Annotated in this window: 14 protein-coding genes; 5 read left to right on the plus strand and 9 right to left on the minus strand. The window is 30.6% G+C overall.

What is annotated here, in order from left to right; all coding sequences use genetic code 11:
• The first annotated feature begins 287 nt into the window (after positions 1 to 287).
• From folE to lgt, 4 genes are all read left to right on the plus strand, one after another.
• A complete protein-coding gene (gene folE / locus AABM47_RS04270; RefSeq protein WP_338409689.1) occupies positions 288 to 959 on the plus strand; it encodes a GTP cyclohydrolase I FolE in 672 nt (223 codons plus the stop codon).
• Positions 960 to 1073: 114 nt separating this feature from the next.
• Positions 1074 to 2555: a cysteine--tRNA ligase gene (gene cysS, locus AABM47_RS04275; protein ID WP_338409690.1), complete on the plus strand. Its 1482-nt coding sequence runs from the start codon at positions 1074 to 1076 to the stop codon at positions 2553 to 2555.
• A 19-nt stretch (positions 2556 to 2574) separates the two neighbouring features.
• Positions 2575 to 2802 (plus strand): membrane protein insertion efficiency factor YidD, encoded by a 228-nt coding sequence (gene yidD, locus AABM47_RS04280; protein WP_338409691.1) that lies wholly within the window; start codon positions 2575 to 2577, stop codon positions 2800 to 2802.
• A gap of 102 nt (positions 2803 to 2904) precedes the next feature.
• A complete protein-coding gene (gene lgt / locus AABM47_RS04285) occupies positions 2905 to 3852 on the plus strand; it encodes a prolipoprotein diacylglyceryl transferase (protein WP_338409692.1) in 948 nt (315 codons plus the stop codon).
• A 50-nt stretch (positions 3853 to 3902) separates the two neighbouring features.
• Here lgt and AABM47_RS04290 read toward each other — a convergent pair whose 3' ends face one another.
• The gene (locus AABM47_RS04290) at positions 3903 to 4490 is read right to left on the minus strand and encodes a hypothetical protein (protein ID WP_338409693.1); all 588 of its coding nucleotides are present in this window, start codon (positions 4488 to 4490) and stop codon (positions 3903 to 3905) included.
• Positions 4491 to 4588: 98 nt separating this feature from the next.
• Entirely contained in the window at positions 4589 to 7525 is a 2937-nt protein-coding gene (secDF, locus tag AABM47_RS04295) for a protein translocase subunit SecDF (protein WP_338409694.1), read from the minus strand.
• Between the two features lie 411 nt (positions 7526 to 7936).
• Here secDF and AABM47_RS04300 point away from each other — a divergent pair, with 411 nt between their 5' ends.
• Complete coding sequence (locus AABM47_RS04300; RefSeq protein ID WP_338409695.1) at positions 7937 to 8572, plus strand: hypothetical protein; 636 nt, start codon at positions 7937 to 7939, stop codon at positions 8570 to 8572.
• A gap of 129 nt (positions 8573 to 8701) precedes the next feature.
• On the opposite strand, the gene mdh is transcribed toward AABM47_RS04300, so the two are convergent.
• The 7 genes from mdh to AABM47_RS04335 form a co-directional block, all read right to left on the minus strand.
• Entirely contained in the window at positions 8702 to 9634 is a 933-nt protein-coding gene (mdh, locus tag AABM47_RS04305; RefSeq protein WP_338409696.1) for a malate dehydrogenase, read from the minus strand.
• An 8-nt stretch (positions 9635 to 9642) separates the two neighbouring features.
• On the minus strand, positions 9643 to 10641 hold the full coding sequence (locus AABM47_RS04310) for a DUF6588 family protein (protein WP_338409697.1): 999 nt from the start codon (positions 10639 to 10641) through the stop codon (positions 9643 to 9645).
• A gap of 69 nt (positions 10642 to 10710) precedes the next feature.
• Positions 10711 to 12654 (minus strand): DNA topoisomerase (ATP-hydrolyzing) subunit B, encoded by a 1944-nt coding sequence (gyrB, locus tag AABM47_RS04315; RefSeq protein ID WP_338409698.1) that lies wholly within the window; start codon positions 12652 to 12654, stop codon positions 10711 to 10713.
• Positions 12655 to 13174: 520 nt separating this feature from the next.
• Complete coding sequence (gene asnB, locus AABM47_RS04320; protein WP_338409699.1) at positions 13175 to 14845, minus strand: asparagine synthase B; 1671 nt, start codon at positions 14843 to 14845, stop codon at positions 13175 to 13177.
• A 244-nt stretch (positions 14846 to 15089) separates the two neighbouring features.
• Positions 15090 to 15485, minus strand: a complete 396-nt coding sequence (locus AABM47_RS04325) for a hypothetical protein (RefSeq protein ID WP_338409700.1) — start codon at positions 15483 to 15485, stop codon at positions 15090 to 15092.
• Between the two features lie 165 nt (positions 15486 to 15650).
• Positions 15651 to 17405 (minus strand): TonB-dependent receptor, encoded by a 1755-nt coding sequence (locus AABM47_RS04330; RefSeq protein WP_338409701.1) that lies wholly within the window; start codon positions 17403 to 17405, stop codon positions 15651 to 15653.
• 10 nt (positions 17406 to 17415) lie between these two features.
• A partial coding sequence (locus AABM47_RS04335; RefSeq protein WP_338409702.1) for a tetratricopeptide repeat protein occupies positions 17416 to 19630 on the minus strand: 2215 nt, incomplete at its 5' end.

Here is a 19630-nt window from a genome sequence, read left to right on the forward strand (position 1 = left end):
ATATATTGTTTAGTTTATTTTTTTATGTTATTAAAAGAAAAAAAGCTTTCTAATTAAGTTTAAATCCTAAGTGTTTTGGATACATTGACTAAAAATCAAAATTAGAGGTTAAATTTATTTTAATATATAGAATAAAAAAAATCAATATTAAAAAAAAAATTAATCATAAAAAATTGTTAAAAAAATTGATAAATTTAATTATATAGTTTTGACATTTAATGCTTTTTTGGAGTTTATTAATTATATTTGCTTATTATTTAAAAAAATAATTTTTATTAAAAATTAACATGCTTAAAAACGAAAAATTGAACGTTGAAATTGGTGAAAATCATATTGGAACTAGCGCTAACACCCCCCTCAGAGCAGATGCATTTGACATTTCTGATGATGTAAAAATTGAATTGATTAAAGATAATGTTGAAAACATTTTAACAATTCTTGGAATGGACCTTACAGATGATAGTTTAAGCGGCACACCAAATAGAGTAGCCAAAATGTTTGTAAATGAAATTTTTGGTGGATTAAATCCAAATAAGAAGCCAAGTTCGTCTACATTTGAAAACAAATATAAATACAACGAAATGCTTGTTGAAAAAAACATTGTAGTATATTCTACATGTGAGCATCATTTATTACCTATAGTAGGAAGAGCACATGTAGCTTATATATCTAATGGTACAGTTGTAGGCTTATCAAAAATGAATCGAATTGTTGATTATTTTGCAAAAAGACCACAAGTACAAGAACGTTTAAATATGCAAATTGTTGAAGAATTAAAAAAAGTATTGGGAACTGAAGATGTTGCATGTGTAATTGATGCAAAACATTTGTGCGTAAATTCGAGAGGAATTAAAGATATAGAAAGCAGTACTATTACCGCTGAATTTGGAGGCAAATTTAAAGAAGATGTTACCAGAAGAGAGTTTCTAGATTATATTAAAATGGATACTAATTTTTAGTTTTTGCCTAAAGTTTTATTTGTAAACATTTACCTTAGCTTTAATAAAAACGGAAACCTTTTTTATTAACAAAGGATAAAGCGGATAGTAGAAATAGTTTCAAAAAAAATAAAAATGCAAATTTACAAAAAAAACACCTTACGGGTATACAATACAACATCTGGCAAAAAAGAAACTTTTACTCCAATTTCTGAAGGAAATGTTGGCATGTATGTTTGCGGACCAACTGTTTATAGCAATGTGCATTTAGGTAATGTAAGGACTTTTATGAGTTTTGATGTTATGTATCGCTATTTGTTGCATTTAAAATACAAAGTACGGTATGTAAGAAATATTACTGATGCTGGACATTTGACCGATGATGGTGATGTAGAAAACGATCGTTTTGTAAAGCAATCTAAGTTGGAGAAGTTAGAACCCATGGAAATTGTACAAAAATATACAGTTGATTTTCATAAGGTTTTGCAAGAATTTAATTTTTTAGAACCCACAATTGAACCTACGGCAACGGGTCATATTATAGAACAAATTGAATTAACCCAGCGTATGGTTTTGGATGGATTTGCATATGAAAGCAAAGGTTCGGTTTATTTTGATGTATTGGCTTACAATGAAAAAGGGTTAAACTATGGTGAATTAAGCAACCGAAATGTTGAAGAATTATTTGTCAATACTAGAAATCTAGATGGTCAAAATGAGAAAAAAAACCCACAAGATTTTGCTTTATGGAAAAATGCATCGCCACAGCATATAATGCAATGGCCTTCGCCCTGGGGAAATGGATTTCCGGGATGGCATTTAGAATGTACTGCAATGAGTACCAAATACCTAGGTAAAAATTTTGACATACACGGAGGTGGAATGGATTTAAAATTCCCACATCATGAATGCGAAATTGCACAAGCAAAAGCCAGTTTTGGCCACTCTCCTGTAAATTACTGGATGCATACAAACATGCTAACCATGAATGGCCTACGCATGAGTAAATCTACTGGGAACTATATTTTGCCGAACGAATTATTATCAGGTAATAATTCATTTTTTGAAAAAAGTTTTGATGCTAATACCGTTCGATTTTGCTTTTTACAAGCTCATTATAGAAGTGTTTTAGATATTTCTAATGATGCCATGGTAGCAGCTGAAAAAGGCTTTCATCGCTTAATGGAAGGAATATCTTTATTAGATAAGCTAAATACAAGTACCGCTTCAACTCTACATATAGATACTTGGAAAGAACAGTGTTATACAGCTATGAATGATGACTTTAACACACCTGTATTAATTGCCAATTTATTTGAAGGCATAAAATACGTTAATCTAGTTAATGATAAAAAAGAAACTTTAACTGCAGTTGATATAGCACTTTTAAAAGAAACTTTAACTGCTTTTACTTTTGATGTTTTAGGTATAAAAAACAGCCAAACATCAAATAATAGTTCTATAAAATTAAACGGCGTACTCGAAATGCTGATAACCATGAGAAATGAAGCTAGAATAAATAAAAATTGGGCTTTATCTGATGAAATAAGAGATAAATTAGCAGCTCTAGACATTGAGTTAAAAGATGGAAAAGAGGGTACTCGCTTTTCTTTATAACATTTGATTATTACTTAATTTGACATTAAAAAAAATTCTCATTTTTCCTTTTATACTTTTGGTTCGTTTTTATCAAGGGGCAATTTCTCCATTTACACCTGCCGCTTGCCGTTTTGAGCCTACTTGTTCACACTATACAGTTCAGTCCTTACAAAAATACGGATTATTTAAAGGAGGCTGTTTTGCAATTAAGCGAATTGTAAGTTGCCATCCTTGGGGAAAAAGCGGATATGATCCTGTACCTTGATTTTATATACCTAAATAAAACTTAAACATAAACTTTACTTTATTTTAACGACTAAACAAATTATATTCTTTATTTTTACTTTTTTAAAATAATTTCATTATTATGAATAACGCATTGTATATGGTTTGGAATCCCACACAAGGTTTTGATTTAGGATTTATAACCGTTCGATTTTACAGCTTGATGTTTGTCGTAGCTTTTGGATTAGGTTGGTATATTATGAAAGAAATATACAGTCGAGAAGGACTCTCTATTGAAAAATTAGACAATCTTTTTGTATATACAGTTGTAGCAACTTTAATAGGTGCGCGCTTAGGTCATGTTTTTTTTTATGATTGGGAATATTTTAGCCAACACACTGCAGAAATATTATTACCCATAAAAGAAAACCCTCAGGCTACACTTTTTGGCTTTATTGAGGGATGGGAATTTACAGGTTTTGCAGGTTTAGCAAGTCACGGTGCGGCAATATCTATAGTTATCGTAATGTATTTTTACAGTAAAAAAATAATTCAGAAACCCATCATATGGATATTAGATCGAATAGTAATTCCTGTAGCAAGTGGAGCAGTTTTTGTTCGGTTAGGCAACTTTTTTAATTCTGAAATTATTGGGAAAGAAACAACTTCATCGCTTGGAATAAAATTCATTAGAGATAAATTTAGTCCAAGAGAAGCAGTTCAAAAAACTAATATTTCCGATGTCAATCAAGCCTATAAATCAATTGAAACTAATTCGCAGTTTACAGATCTTTTAGCAGAAGTTAGCCCAAAGCATCCTGCCATGTTATATGAGGCTTTTGGGTATATATTTGTTTTTGCTATTTTGTTTTACATGTATTGGAAAACTAATGCAAAAAACAAACAAGGTTTACTATTTGGTACATTTTTAGTTTTACTTTGGACGGTTCGATTCTTTGTCGAATTTGTAAAAGAAAGCCAAGGTGGATTTGAAGAAAGCCTTGGTTTATTATCTACGGGTCAATGGTTGAGTATACCCTTTATTATAGCTGGAATTTTCTTTATGGTAAAGGCCAAAAAAGTAGCATAAAAAAAATGTAAAATAAAAAAAGCCCTTAAATTATTTTAAGGGCTTTTTTATTACAATCTAAATCCTAATGTAACGTGAGCTTTAAAATTTATATCTGAATAATTATCACTAATTGCTTTTGAATTTGAAAAATTTCTAGCAATTTGTGAGCCCAAGGTCAGACTGATTTTATCATTAAACAACCATTTATGACTTACGCCAAAACCTGCTTCAAGTCCACTTAAATCAAATTCTCTATTCATATTAGTGCTTGTACTTGTTCCTGTATCATAATCATAGAAGTAATAGTAGTCTATAATTTCTTGTTTACCAACTCTATATTTTAAAAAAGGCGAAAAGGCAAAACCATGTTGCTTTTTGTTTTTTGAAAAATAAAAATTGTAGGAAGCTTGTAAACCTATTAAATTGTTACTTTCTAAATAAGAAGCATCTAAATAGGAATAGGTGTCAAAAAGAGTAAGATCAAATTGAACAGACTGGTTTCCTTTCAAAAAATGTTCATATCCAATATTAAAAGATTTACCAACTATTAAATCAAAAAGGTTGGACTTTAATTCGCCTTTGTATTGTTTGACTTCTTCATCTTGAGCCAAAACAAAAAAAGGACATAACAACAATACTAAAAAATACTTTTTCATGAATATATAATTTAAATTTAAACAAATATAGATAGAGTTAATCAAAAAAAAATCCTAAAATTTTCATTTTAGGATTTTAAAATATCTTTACTTAATTTCTAATTTTCTTTTTTAAATTGAGCCATTTTTAAAGCTTCTTTTTCACTCATAGTATCTTTCATAACAGGAGTAGCAACAAATAAAGATGAATATGTTCCTACTAGTATACCTACTAAAATAGCAAATATAAATCCTCTGATCGTTTCTCCACCAAAGATAAATACAGCAATTAAAACTACTAATGTTGTAGCAGATGTATTTATTGTTCTACTCAACGTAGTGTTTAAAGCTTTATTTACTAATCCATCAAAATCAGATGTTGAATTATAATTTAAATACTCTCTAACACGGTCAAATACAATAACCGTATCATTTAATGAATATCCAATTACTGTTAAAATTGCAGCTATAAATGCTTGATCTATTTCCATGTTAAATGGTAAAATGGTATAGAAGAATGAGAATATACCCAATACAATAATAACATCATGCGCAACAGCCACTACAGCCCCAAGACCAAATTGCCATTTTTTAAACGAAATCATCAAGTATAAAAATACTACTAATAACGAAATAACTACAGCCCAAATAGAATTGGTAGTGATGTCTTTAGAAATAGTTCCAGATACTTTTGACGATTGCATGATACCAACTTTTTTGGTATCTGATGACACTACAAATTGATCATATGTTAAGCCTTTTGGTAAGTATTTTGTTAATGCTTCATATAGTTTAACATTTACTTCTTTATCTACACCTTCACTTTCTTCATCAACTTTATATTTTGTTGTAATTTTTAACTGGTTGTCATTACCAAAAACTTTGGCCTCTGCACTACCAAAAGTTGCAACTAAATCTTTAGCTACATCTGGAGCATTTACAGGTTGATCAAAACGTACTTGATATGTTCTACCTCCAACAAAATCGACCCCTTTATTTAAACCTTTTGTAAAAATCGAAAACAAACTGGCCAATATTAATACACCTGAAATAGCGTATGCAATTTTTCGTTTTCCTAAGAAGTCAAACTTCATATTTTTAAACCAGTTTTTTGTAATACTTGTTGAAAAAGCTAATTTTTCTCCTTTAGAAATACTCCAGTCTAAAAATATTCTAGTAATAAAAATTGCTGTAAATAATGATGTTAAAATACCTATCAATAAAGTAGTTGCAAAACCTTTAATTGGTCCTGTTCCTAATAAGAAAAGAATTAACGCTGTTATAAAAGTTGTAATATTAGCATCAACAATAGATGACATGGCACCTTTCCAAGTAAACGCATAATTAACAGCTTCTTCGATAGTTTTACCTGAATCTAATTCTTCTTTAGCTCTTTCAAATATAATAACGTTTGCATCTACTGCCATACCAATAGTTAATACAATACCTGCAATACCTGGCAATGTTAAAACAGCACCAAAACTTGCTAAAACTCCAAAAATAAATAAGATGTTTACCAATAAAGCTAAATTAGCATAAAAACCTGTTTTTCCATAATAGAAAACCATCCATAATAATACCAAAGAGAAACCTATAATAAACGACATGATACCACTACTGATAGCTTCTTTACCTAAAGATGGTCCAACAACGTCAGATTGTAAAATTTCTGCTCTTGCAGGTAATTTTCCAGCTCTTAACACATTGGCTAAATCTTTTGTTTCTTCAATAGTAAATAATCCTGATATTTCTGAACTACCCCCTGTAATTGCCCCTTTTGAAACACCTGGTGCAGAATAAACTGTATTGTCTAATGTGATTGCAATTGCATTTCCTTGTTGGGATACAGCGCCTGTTAATTTTTCCCACAATTTAGAACCTTTACCATTCATTTGCATACTTACGGCAGGTTTTCCAACATTGTCATACGTATCAGTAGCATTTGTAATTACACCACCACTAATAGGTGCCTCATTTGCTCTATTTCCTTTTAAAGCATATAATTCTGTAATATCTGGAGTTTTATCATTTACTTTTCCCCAAACAAATTTAACATCTGCAAGTTGATTGGGCAATAATACTTTAGTGTCATTTCTTCTGAAATAAGAATTAATCTTTGCAGTGTCAGAAATTTTAGAATAACCAATAATTGAACTTCCGGGTTGTTGACTTACCTGAATTTTATCAAAAAATGGATTCACTTGTCTTTTAATAGTATCATTATTATCTGTAAGAAGAGAATCGATACCTGTGGATTTAGCTTCTACTACTTCATCAACTACAACTTCAGTTTTCTTTAACTCTTCATTAACCGCAACTAAATATTGTGCTACTTCATCAATTTTAAAAGTTTCCCAAAACTCTAGTTGAGCAGTTCCTTGCAATAATTTTTTTATACGATCAACATCCTTTGCACCAGGCAATTCTACTAAAATTCTACCAGTTTCACCAAGCATTTGAATGTTTGGTTGTGTAACGCCAAATTGATCAATACGTTTTCTTATTACTTCAAAAGCACTTTCTACCGATTTAGAAACTTCTAACTTTATTAAAGGTTTAACTTGATTATTAGTCATGTCAAATTTTATAACATCATCTAAAGTTCGTGTTCCAAAAATATCTGGACTTGATAATTTAATACCACTTGCCGATGCCTCCTTTTCAAAAGTTTCATAAAAAGCATCTAAAAAAGTTTGATTTCCTCTTTGATTTATAGATGTCTCTGATAAAGCTTTATTAAAAACAGGATCTTTAGAGTTATTAGCTAAACCTTTTAGAATATCTTTTACAGATATTTGAAGTATAACGTTTATACCACCCTCTAAATCTAAGCCTTTATTGATTTGTTTAGCAACTACTTCATTGTAGGTATTACCCAGATATACTTGTACTTTACCTATGGAGTCTAAGTAGTTTTGTTCTTTTGAAAAGTCTCCATTAGCAAAAGTCTTTGCTTTTTTTGCATAACTATCAGCTACATAAGTAAATGACAATTGATAGATACATGCTGCCGCAAAAATAATTGCGAAAAATTTAATAAGTCCTTTATTCTGCATTATTCAAAAATTTATTTATTGTATTTAAAAAAACAGACAAATATATAATATACTATAGGATTAAACAATTTTATTTTATACTAATGTTAATTTATTGTTTTTTTACAAAAACAACGAATACAGTTTTTAAAAAAAAATATTATTTGCCTTTTCAAAAATTTGTGTTTAACAGTTAAAATATTACGCTATTTTATTTTAGATTTTCCTAAATATTAAAATTATTTATAATTACATTTTGTATAATATTAAACATTTTTGTATATTCGCAGACGATTTATAAACATATTTTAACATAGCTGTTTTGAAACCTGCGTGTAACTTGTGTCATTGCAATCAGTAATTTAAATTAATTTTTTTAAAAACATAAGCTTTTAAACGCTTTTAATTAAAATATTCACAAATTATATATGTATGCCGGCTATTAAACAATTATTTATTTACATGAAAGCCAACAGAATTAGACCTTCTGAATTAGAAAAAAATATTGGTCTATCAAATGGTTATTTAAAAACTCAATTGAATCGAAATGGAAGTATTGGTGAAAATATTATCAATAAAATAGTAAGTTATTATAAAGATTTAAATCCTTTATGGCTTTTATTTCATCAAGGCGATATGCTTTTAAAAAAAGAAAAAGACACCCCTATTGAAAACCATTCAATTTCACTTAACGGAATAAAATTAGAAAATTCTATTAGCAAAAAAACTATAGAAATTTGGCTTGAATTATCTGATTTTATAATGGAAATAACAGATGTTAGTATGGAGCCAAAATACACAAAATCTCAAATAATTGTTGGGAAAAAAGTAATGGATAAAAATTTAATTATTTATGGCAAAGACTATATGATTTTAACTGCTGAATATAAAATTTTAAGAAGAATTCAAAAAAGCAATATTGATAATTCTGTTTTAGCATGTGCTTACAATCAAAACGTATGGCAAGAGGGAAATTTAAAAAACATTTTACTCTACGAGCCCTTTGATTTAAATTTAGAGCATGTAAATGAGCTTTATGAAATAGTTGGAAGTATTTGTAAACATTAAAAATGATTTAAAGCAAAACAACACTAAAAAAGCTCAAGTAAGTATATTTGTTTTTTTACAATATCCATTTTATTTAAAAAAAAAGACTGTTACATATGTAACAGTCTTGTTTTTTTAAGTTTATTGAAATTATAAAATTGATTTCAAATCTGCATTCATATTTCTTACAGCATCAGCACTTTTTGCAAATAAAGACATTTCTGACTCATTTAACTTAACATCTACAATTTGTTCAACCCCATTTTTACCAATTATACAAGGAACGCCTATGCAAATATCTTTTTGCCCATATTCTCCATCTAACATAACAGAACAAGGTATCATTCTTTTTTGATCATTTAAAATAGAATCTACTAAAAAAGCTACCGAAGCACCTGGTGCATACCAAGCAGAAGTACCTAACAAACCTGTTAATGTAGCACCACCTACCATAGTTGAGGCAGCAACTTTGTCCATTTCTTCTTGAGATAAGAAGTTAGCCACTGGAGATCCATTATATGAAGCTAAACGTGTTAATGGAATCATAGTTGTATCACCATGACCTCCAACAACCATTCCCTGAACATCATTTGATGGTTTTTGTAAGGCTTGAGATAAATAGTACTTAAAGCGAGAACTATCTAAAGCTCCACCCATTCCAATAACTCTGTTTTTTGGTAAACCTGTTGCTTTTAAAGTTAAATAGGTCATGGTATCCATAGGATTAGACACTACAACAATTATGGTGTTTGGAGAATGAACCAATATATTTTGCGCTACAGATTTTACAATTCCTGCATTGATACCGATTAATTCTTCACGTGTCATTCCTGGCTTTCTTGGGATACCCGATGTAATTACTACTACATCTGAGTTAGCTGTTTTAGTATAATCATTTGTACTACCCGTAACTACTGTATTAAAACCTGTAGTGGTTGCACATTGCATTATATCCATTGCTTTTCCTTCTGCAAAACCTTCTTTAATGTCTAATAACACTACTTCGCTAGCTATTCCTCTATAAGAAATAACATCAGCACAAGTTGCACCAACATTACCAGCACCTACTATTGTAACTTTCATCTTTTAAATTATTTATTATTAAATTGATATTGAATACCAAAATTGGTATTTATTAGTTTACCTAAAACAACCGATCCTTGTAAGTAAAAATTATTATTTAAACCATAACGACCTGAAAATTCGGCCAGCATGTTAAAAGAATCAGTTGAAATTGTTTTCAAAAGTTGATTTAACAAGTCATTACCAACAGAATCATCATTCAAATTTTCATTTGGCACAGAATAGTTGAATGTATTTCTATTTGCTATTAAACTCGCCATTAACTCCCATTTTTTATATTCTTTTGAAGCACTCAATTGAAATTGATATGTGTCAATCGTGCTTAAAATTTTATTTACGTTTATGTTAATTGATTCTGAGGATAAAGATAAATATTTTAATCCAACAACTTGATTTACATATACTATTTGTGAAGCAATATTTATTTTTTTCTCTTTTAATTTCGTAAAATATTGATCCAAATTGTGCATCAACCCTATGCCAAATAATTTAAAATCGCCACCCTTTAAACTAGATTTTGGGGTATAACGAATCGATAAAGATGTTCCATAAGCCAAGCCCAATTCAGAATACACATAAGGCATAACTAAAGTGTTCTGTTGCATTCCTTCAGGTGTTTTTAAACGGACTTCACTACCGTCTAAAATACCCACTAAAAAACATTGATCATCATTTCCTAATCCTGTAGGCACTATCATACTTGTATAACCTTCAATTTCAAAAAAAACAAAATCACTGTTTGAAATTTGAAATGATTTTTTATTATTTGGAACTACTAATCCATTCATTTGAAAACCCAACTTAAAATCCCAAAGGTTTGTTTTTTTTGTAGATGTTATCCAACCACTAGCTGCTTGAAAAGCTAAAACATCTGCCGCAGGTTCAAAAAAATTTTCTGAAAAAGATACTACATCATCTAACAAATTAATCGTTTGATCAAATTGAGCATTTACTTGATGAAAATTCACCAAAACAATGAACAAACTAACTTTTAGTAATTTATTCATTATTTATTTAATTGTTCAGGCATTTTAGCAAACTTTACAAAACATACTGTTGAACAGTTAAAGACCTTGTTATGCATCTATTTTTGCGTAAGCTGCATTTTTTTCAATAAACTCTCTACGAGGAGGAACCTCATCACCCATTAACATAGAAAAAATTCTATCGGCTTCAGACAAACTGTCAATATTAACTTGACGTAATGTTCTAAAATCGGGGTTCATGGTAGTATCCCATAATTGTTCAGCATTCATTTCTCCAAGACCTTTATATCTTTGAATAGCAACACTACCTCCTAATTTTTGAGTAATTAAATCGCGTTGATCATCATTCCAAGCGTATTCTTTTTTAGTTCCTTTTTTAACCAAATATAAAGGTGGAGCTGCAATATAAACATGCCCTCCTTCTATTAATTCTCTCATAAATCTAAAGAAAAATGTCAATATCAAAGTAGAAATATGACTACCATCAACATCGGCATCACACATAATAACTACTTTATGGTATCTTAATTTTGACAAATTAAGTGCCTTACTATCTTCTTCAGTTCCAATAGTAACTCCTAAAGCTGTGAAAATATTACGAATTTCTTCATTTTCAAAAACTTTGTGTTGCATGGCTTTTTCTACATTCAAAATTTTTCCTCTTAAAGGAAGAATAGCTTGAAACATTCTGTCACGTCCTTGCTTTGCAGTTCCACCAGCCGAATCTCCCTCAACAAGAAAAACTTCGCATTTTGCTGGATCTTGTTCTGAACAATCTGACAATTTTCCTGGTAAACCACCACCACCTAAAACAGTTTTACGCTGAACCATTTCACGTGCTTTTTTAGCAGCGTGACGGGCCTGAGCAGCCAGTATTACTTTTTGAACAATGATTTTGGCATCATTAGGATTTTCTTCTAAATAGGCTTCAATCATGTCTCCAACAGCTTGACTAACCGGAGAAACTACTTCTCTATTTCCTAGCTTGGTTTTGGTTTGACCTTCAAACTGTGGCTCTGCAACTTTTACCGAAATAATGGCTGTTAATCCTTCTCGGAAGTCATCTCCAGATATTTCAAATTTTAATTTATCTAACATTCCCGAAGCATCCGCATATTTCTTTAAAGAACGTGTTAGTCCTGTTCTAAAGCCTTGTAAATGCGTTCCTCCTTCGTGTGTGTTGATGTTATTTACATATGAAAATATATTTTCAGTATAACTGGTATTATATATTAAGGCAACCTCAACAGGGATTTCTCCTTTTTCAGAATCCATTGAAATTACATGAGCAATAATAGGTTCACGATTGGCATCTAAATATCTAATATATTCTTTAAGACCTTCTGTAGAATGAAAAATTTCTGAAACAAAATTTCCGTCTTTATCTACTTCTCTTTTATCTGTAAATGTAATTGTAATTCCTTTATTTAAGAACGACAATTCTCGCATACGAGCAGACAAAGTATCATAAGAAAAATCGACTGTTTGTGTAAATATAGTATCATCTGGATAAAAAGTTACAATTGTACCTCTTTTGTCTGTTGTTCCAATTTGTTTTACGGGATATAATGCTTTTCCTTTTTCATATTCTTGTTCGTAAACATTTCCATCCGAACTGTGAACTGTTGCGCGTAAATGATTAGACAATGCATTTACTACAGAAACACCAACACCGTGCAAACCTCCAGAAACTTTATAAGAATCTTTATCAAATTTACCTCCAGCACCAATTTTAGTCATTACAACCTCTAATGCAGATACACCTTCTTTTTTATGAATTCCAACCGGAATTCCACGTCCGTTATCTTCAACAGAAACAGAGCCATCTTCATTAATATCAACTCTAATGGTATCACAATAACCACCCATAGCCTCATCAATAGAGTTGTCGACAACTTCATATACTAAATGATGAAGACCTCTAACACCTACATCTCCAATATACATAGACGGACGCATTCTTACGTGCTCCATTCCTTCTAAAGCCTGAATACTATCAGCCGAATAATTATTCTTATTGTTTTCCTCAATCATATTTTATCGCTTATAAACTCATATTAATTTAACGAACAAATATAACGATTTGATTAAAAATAATGGCTAAAAAGTGCCTTTAAATGATTTTAGTTATTAACATTTGTTAAAAGCACTTGTTTCTTTATAATAAAAATTAATTTTAACAAGCAAATGCACAAAGGAAGTTCTATAAATAACCGTGTTGTTATTGTGATGCCTGACAAAGATTTTGTGGATAAATTGGTTAGTGTTTTAAAAGATCGTTTTGATGTTTAATTTTTTACCCACAATCACAATAATCGAGCTGCTTGAAGAATGGAATTTTGTTTTTTTTGCTTGTCATTTCGACCGCAGGAGAAATCACATTACACTTTAGTATAAATTTAATGCGATTTCTCTCTTCACTCCGTTACGTTCAAAATGACAAAATGGTGCTTTAAATTTTTGTGATTAACAATCGTTAATTAAATGAGATGCCGAAATGCTGAAATAAATTCAGCACAAGCTAGTTCGGCATAACAATTTTGTAATCAAAAAACTATTTTATATAAGCATCGTCGTGCACATGAGCTACGGCTCTACCACTTGGGTCGTTCATGTTTTTAAAAGCTTCGTCCCATTCTAAAGCAATTTTAGTACTACAAGCTACACTTGCCTCTTGCGGCACACTCAAAGCGGCTGCATCACTAGGAAAATGATCGGTAAAAATGGAACGGTAATAATATTCTTCTTTTGATGTTGGGGTTTGTATGGGATACTTAAATTTTGCATTTGCCAATTGTTCATCTGAGACTTCTTTTGCAACAACTTCTTTTAAAGTATCAATCCAGCTATACCCTACACCATCGCTAAATTGTTCTTTTTGTCTCCAAGCTACACTATGAGGCAACACATCTTCAAAAGCTTTTCTTAAAACCCATTTTTCCATACGCTCCCCGTTTATCATTTTATCTTGTGGATTAATTCGCATGGCTACATCTATAAATTCTTTATCTAAAAAGGGCACACGACCTTCAATTCCCCAGGCGGCTAAGCTTTTGTTGGCACGTAGGCAATCATACATGTGTAATTTACTTAATTTACGAACCGTTTCTTCATGAAATTCTCGGGCATTTGGTGCTTTGTGGAAATATAAATAACCGCCAAATAATTCGTCTGCTCCTTCACCAGACAATACCATTTTAATTCCCATTGATTTAATAACTCTTGCCATTAAATACATAGGTGTTGAGGCCCTAATAGTTGTTACATCATAGGTTTCAATATTATAAATAACGTCTTTGATGGCATCTAAACCTTCTTGAATGGTGAATTTAATTTCGTGGTGAATGGTTCCTATATGATCAGCAACTATTTGTGCAGCAGCTAAGTCTGGAGAACCCTCAAGCCCGACAGAAAAAGAGTGCAGTTGTGGATACCAAGCATCTGTTGTGTCACCTGATTCAATTCTTTTTTGAGCATACTTTTTAGCTACAGCTGAAGTTATGGAAGAATCTAAACCACCCGAAAGCAAAACTCCATAAGGCACATCGCTCATTAATTGCCTGTGAACAGCAGCTTCTAATGCTGTTTTAATTTCTTCGATACTTGTTGAATTTTCTTGTACAGCATCATAATCTGTCCATTCTCTGTTGTACCATTGTACAAAATCTCCATCTTTACTCGACATGTAATGTCCTGGTGGAAACAATTGAATTTTGGTACATACCCCTTCTAAAGCTTTTAGTTCTGATGCTACAAAAAATGTTCCGTGTTCATCCCAACCTATATATAATGGGATGATACCCATATGATCACGAGCAATGAAGTACTCGTCTTTAACAACATCGTAAATTGCAAAGCCAAAGATACCGTTCATTTCATCTAAAAACCCTACTCCTTTTTGTTGGTATAAAGCCAATATAACTTCGCAATCGCTCTCGGTTTGAAATTCGTATTTACCTTCAAATTGTTTTCTTAATTCTCTGTGGTTGTATATTTCGCCATTGGCTGCTAAAACTAACTTTTTATCTTTTGTAAACAAGGGTTGCTTACCCGATGCTGGGTCAACAATTGCGAGTCGTTCGTGTGCCATTATGGTTTTGTCATCACTATAAATACCACTCCAATCGGGTCCTCGATGCCTAATAGTTTTTGACATTTCTAAAACCTTTGGTCTTACTATTTCTGCTTTTTGTTTTAGATCGAAGGCACATACTATTCCGCACATATTTTTTCAGTTTAAAAGTTAATGAATCTGTCTCTTTAATTATTTTACAAAATTGAACAAAAAACAACTTAAAATATATTAAAAAACGTATTTTAGTTATAATATTAAACTAAAATACATTTTTTAATATAAATTTTAAACTTAAATGTTTTGAAATATAGCTTTCTGTATGAAATTTAAAATGATGACACTTTGTTAACTTGACAAGAATAACAAAATTGCAGAAAGATTTGCTGTGAAAAAATTATTTAACTGCATTAATTGTGTATTTTGTTGAATTAATTTCAAATTGAAAATTAATTTTATTTCCCATTAATTTTAATCCCAATGGTGACTGTGGTGAAAGTGCAAAAACATCATGATTATCTATTGTAATTTTAGGCAAAGCGGCACTTACAAAAAACAAAGTTTTATTAGCCTCAACCAAACTGCCCAATGCAATAGTATTATGCGTTTGTGAGCCATCAATTTTACTTAAAATTGTTTTTTGGTCAATAACCTCTTTTAATTTTTGGTTTAGTTTTTCTTGTTCAATATGCATCATGGCAAGTGCGGTTTCGTGTTTATCACCTGCAGATCCTTTGGCATCGTTTTGGGCATCAACAGTTAAATCGGAAATCATTTTTTGAAGGGTTTCCATTTTTTTTTGAACTATTAATTTGTATTGGGAAAGGATTTGTGGTTTTTGCAACATAATTTAGTCTTATTTTTTTCAACATAAATGTTCTAACTATTGGTAAAAATGCTATAAAGAAGCAGCTAAAAAGTATAAATTTTGTTTGTGTTTTTATAATTTTAACAAAAACTAAAAATCAAATTTATAATTTGCACCTATCATAATATTGATCGATTGAACAGGAAAGTTTACCCAACGTTGGTAGTTTTGACTAGCTAAGTTGTTTCCTTTTAAGAAAGCCGTTAATCTGTCGTTGTATTTGTAACCAATATGTGCGTTTAAATCAAAAAAACTGTCTAAAGTTATGGTTTCTGTATTATATATTGGTGGAAAAACTAATGCATCTGTAGCAATAGCAACCTGATCTTTTCTTTCCCCTACAAAAAACACTTTTGCACCTGCATACCATTTTTCGTTTATGGTTAAATCAAATGTTGAAGCTAATTGTAAGGCTGGTAAGTTCCATGCTTCTTGTTGTTTGTCTACTGTATAATTATTGTATGAACCACTTATTCCGAAAGAAACATTTTTAGAAAAATCGGCTTTTAATTCTGCAAAACCAGTTATAGTTTTTACATCATCATAAGCCACATTAAACGAGTTTCCATAAGCATAACCTTCAGTGTTTGTATTTGATGAGTTGAATGCATTATTTTTAAACAATCCTTTATCTTCTTCGTTTTTATATGAAGCTCTTAAATTAAAAGAAACTGCATTTGATAATTTTCCTTTTAAACCTATATATGCATCATATTTTTGATTGGTTGTTGTAATGTTTAATGTTGGCGACACAAATGGATTTACATCAACAAAATCAGCATACGAGTTTTGATTTAATGCGCCTTCTGCACCAGCATAAGCTGTTAATATTTCTGGCACTAATTTATAAGATGCTTTTATATTAGGGTAAAACAAAAGAGTACTTACTGAATTTGAATTTTGTTTTTCTGTATTAAAAAAAACGGAAGCCCCCAATTGAATTGAATAATCATCTTCTTGAAACAATACACTTGGTGATGCTCCAAAATTAATTATTGAATACTTTGAAGCGTCATTTGAAATATAATTTCTTTCAAATTTTCCTCCTACATAATCAACAACTAGATCTAAATTTACTTTTTTTCTAAATACTTCTAAAGAAGTTTCTGGTTTGATGTAGAATCTGTTTTCACTTGACCCAAAAGCATCTGAAAAGTTTTTAAACAATAAAGAAGCATTGTTTAAAAAGGCATCTCTCATTCCAAATCTTCCACCTAATTGAATAGTGTTGAATGATTGTTTTTCGGCAATTAAATTTACTGTAGTTTCATCAAAAGCAACATATTTTAAAGGCAAACCATACCATTTACTAGCTTGATTTTTATAGCCCAAGTCTATATTATAATACAAGTCTTTATCTCTACTTCCGTAGGTCATGTCGGCGGTTGTAGTTGAAAAAGTACTGTTTAATTCTGTGTTTTTTACATCTTGATAGGATGCCAAATGCCTCAACATACCGCCTACATATATGCTTTTACTAATATCATGTGTAATAAATAACTCCGCATTAGTATTTAAATAATTTCCCATACCAAGTGTTGCATAGTTTTTATACAATTTTTCTTTTTTTTCTTTATCTACATCAACTGCTTTTCCTTTGGCTGGTGTAAATGTTGAGGCTACTGGGAATGAAAAAATAGAATAGGTTACTTGTACTTTTTTAACGGCTGCGTCATCTTCAAAAGTTGGGGTTTCTTTAACCTTAAACGCATCAGAAATAGTTGGACTATAGGGTTTTACAATATTCACTACTTCTGAACCAATGTTTTCGTCTTTCTTTTGGGCTAAACCCAATTGAAACGAAAAAATTAATGCAATAAGAATTATATTTTGTAGTTTTTTCATTTTAATGTATTTACTCTTGAATAGATGAATTTTGTTTGGCTTCTTCGGTTTTTATTAAAGCTAAGGCGTCTTTTGCTTCTTGAACTACTTCTGGATATTCTTCGTAATTTTCAATAACCGATTCTAAAACAGCAGTAGCCTGAAAACTATCGTTTAGTTTAAAATAATTATCAGCCATAACTACTAAGCTTTTGGCGGCAAAAAATTGGTAGCCTGAAAAGTCTCTTGCATATTTTTCTACAATTTTATTTGACTCGGCATATTTATCCTCTTTATTATTAAAATATGCATTATAAAATAAAGCCTCTGCGGCTAACTCTCCTTTCGCTATTTTTTGCAAATTTTGGTAGGCCAATTTTGCTTTTGTTTCATTGTTTGTTTTTAAAGCTGCTCGTGCTACTATGATTTGCGCTTCGCTTTTTACTCGATCATCAATTTTATTATTAGTCAAAACTTTATCGGCATAGGTAACAGCATTAAAATACTCTTTTATCTCATAATACGATTTCATTAAATTAGATTGTGCAAAGATTGCATTTTGAGGAAAATCAGCTTCAATTTCTAATCTTTTTAATACCAAAATCGCTTTATCATACGTTTTTGCTTTTAAATATACCTGTGCCAATCGAGCCAATGCTTGTTCGGTATATTCGCTTCTAGATTGATTAATTACATAAGTATAATGTATGATGGTGTTGTTTTCTAAACCATCAGCAAAATATAATTGAGCCAAATAAAAATTTGCATTTAAAGCATGTATACCGTTTGGAAAATTTGCCAAATATGTAGTAAAACCCGAAACAGCCTGTTTGCTGTTATTCATGATGTATTGTTTTTCTGCCGATTCATAAGTTGTATGATCTAAATCTGCATCAGACACTTCAATAAAATTTAATGTTTTTACCCAAGCAGCATATTCATCAACTCTTCCGTTATCAATATATATTAAACGAGCTGTAGAAACTGCTTCTAAAGCTTCTGGAGAATTAGGAAAATCGGCGGCAACTTTTTTAAATTTTGCAATTGCTAAATCTTCTTTATTGTTGTTGTAATAAATTAGTCCTTGTTTTAAAATGGCTTTAGCTAAATAAGAACTTGTTTTATATGTACTGATTAGTTTATCAAATGTTTGAATGGCTTTATCTGTTTTACTATCATTTACGTAAGTATTTCCTAATTCAAATAAAGCATCATCCGCATATTGAGAAGTTGGATAAACTCTTGAAAAATTTTCTAAATCTTCAATTTTCTTGTCATTTTTACCTACAAAACCATAACTAATTCCTTTTTGATAGGCTGCATAATCAGCATCCGGACTTTTAAACTCCATTGCTTTGTTATAAGCGTCCATAGCTGGCCAATATTTAGTTAACATAAAGTTACAATCACCCAAGCGCAAGTATGCATCTGCTAATCTAGTTTTATCATTATTGTTACGTGAAACAAAATTTTCAAAGCTTTTAACAGCATTGTCATATTCTTTTAATTTAAAATACGCATATCCTAAATCGTAGTCAAAATTACTATTTTCGGGAGTTGATGCTGCTGAACTGTTATTTTGAAATTGTTTAAATGAAATTTTAGCTTCTTCAAATTGATCCAAATTATATTCGGTTTCGGCCTTCCAAAATAATGCTCTTGCAGTGTATTTTGGGTCTTTATTTTCATTAATAGCTTTGTTAAACATATTTAAGGCTTGTTTGATATCTCCATCTGTATAGACTTCTAATCCTCGGTAAAAATTAGCTAACTGATAAGCTTGGCGATTTTCTGGCGACATGTTTTTTTCTAAAAGCACAAGAGCATCTTTGTAATTTTTTGATGTAATATAAGAGCTAATTAATAGATTGTTAATTTCTTGACTATACGATGAATTTGGATATTTGTTCAAATAGGAGTGCAACAGTTCAGGAGTGCTGATGAATGAGTTTCCTATTTCGTAACTTAATTTAGCATAATTTAAATAGGCATCTTCTTGAATTTTAAGATCAAATTCCATTTCAGATGCAATTTTAAAAGCTGTTAAAGCTTGGCTTTTTTTAGCTCTATTTAAGTAACATTCGCCTAAATGATAATAGGCATTTTGGGCCACAATGTCATTTCCTGATATAATTTTATTGAATTGAGAAATGGCTTTTTCAAAATCTTTTTGTTGATAATATGCGTAACCTAATTGATAATAATCTGTATTATTCCATTTTCCTCTTGTTCCTTTATAGTCTTCT

The sequence above is a fragment of the uncultured Flavobacterium sp. genome (genome assembly GCF_963925415.1).
Classification (GTDB): domain Bacteria; phylum Bacteroidota; class Bacteroidia; order Flavobacteriales; family Flavobacteriaceae; genus Flavobacterium.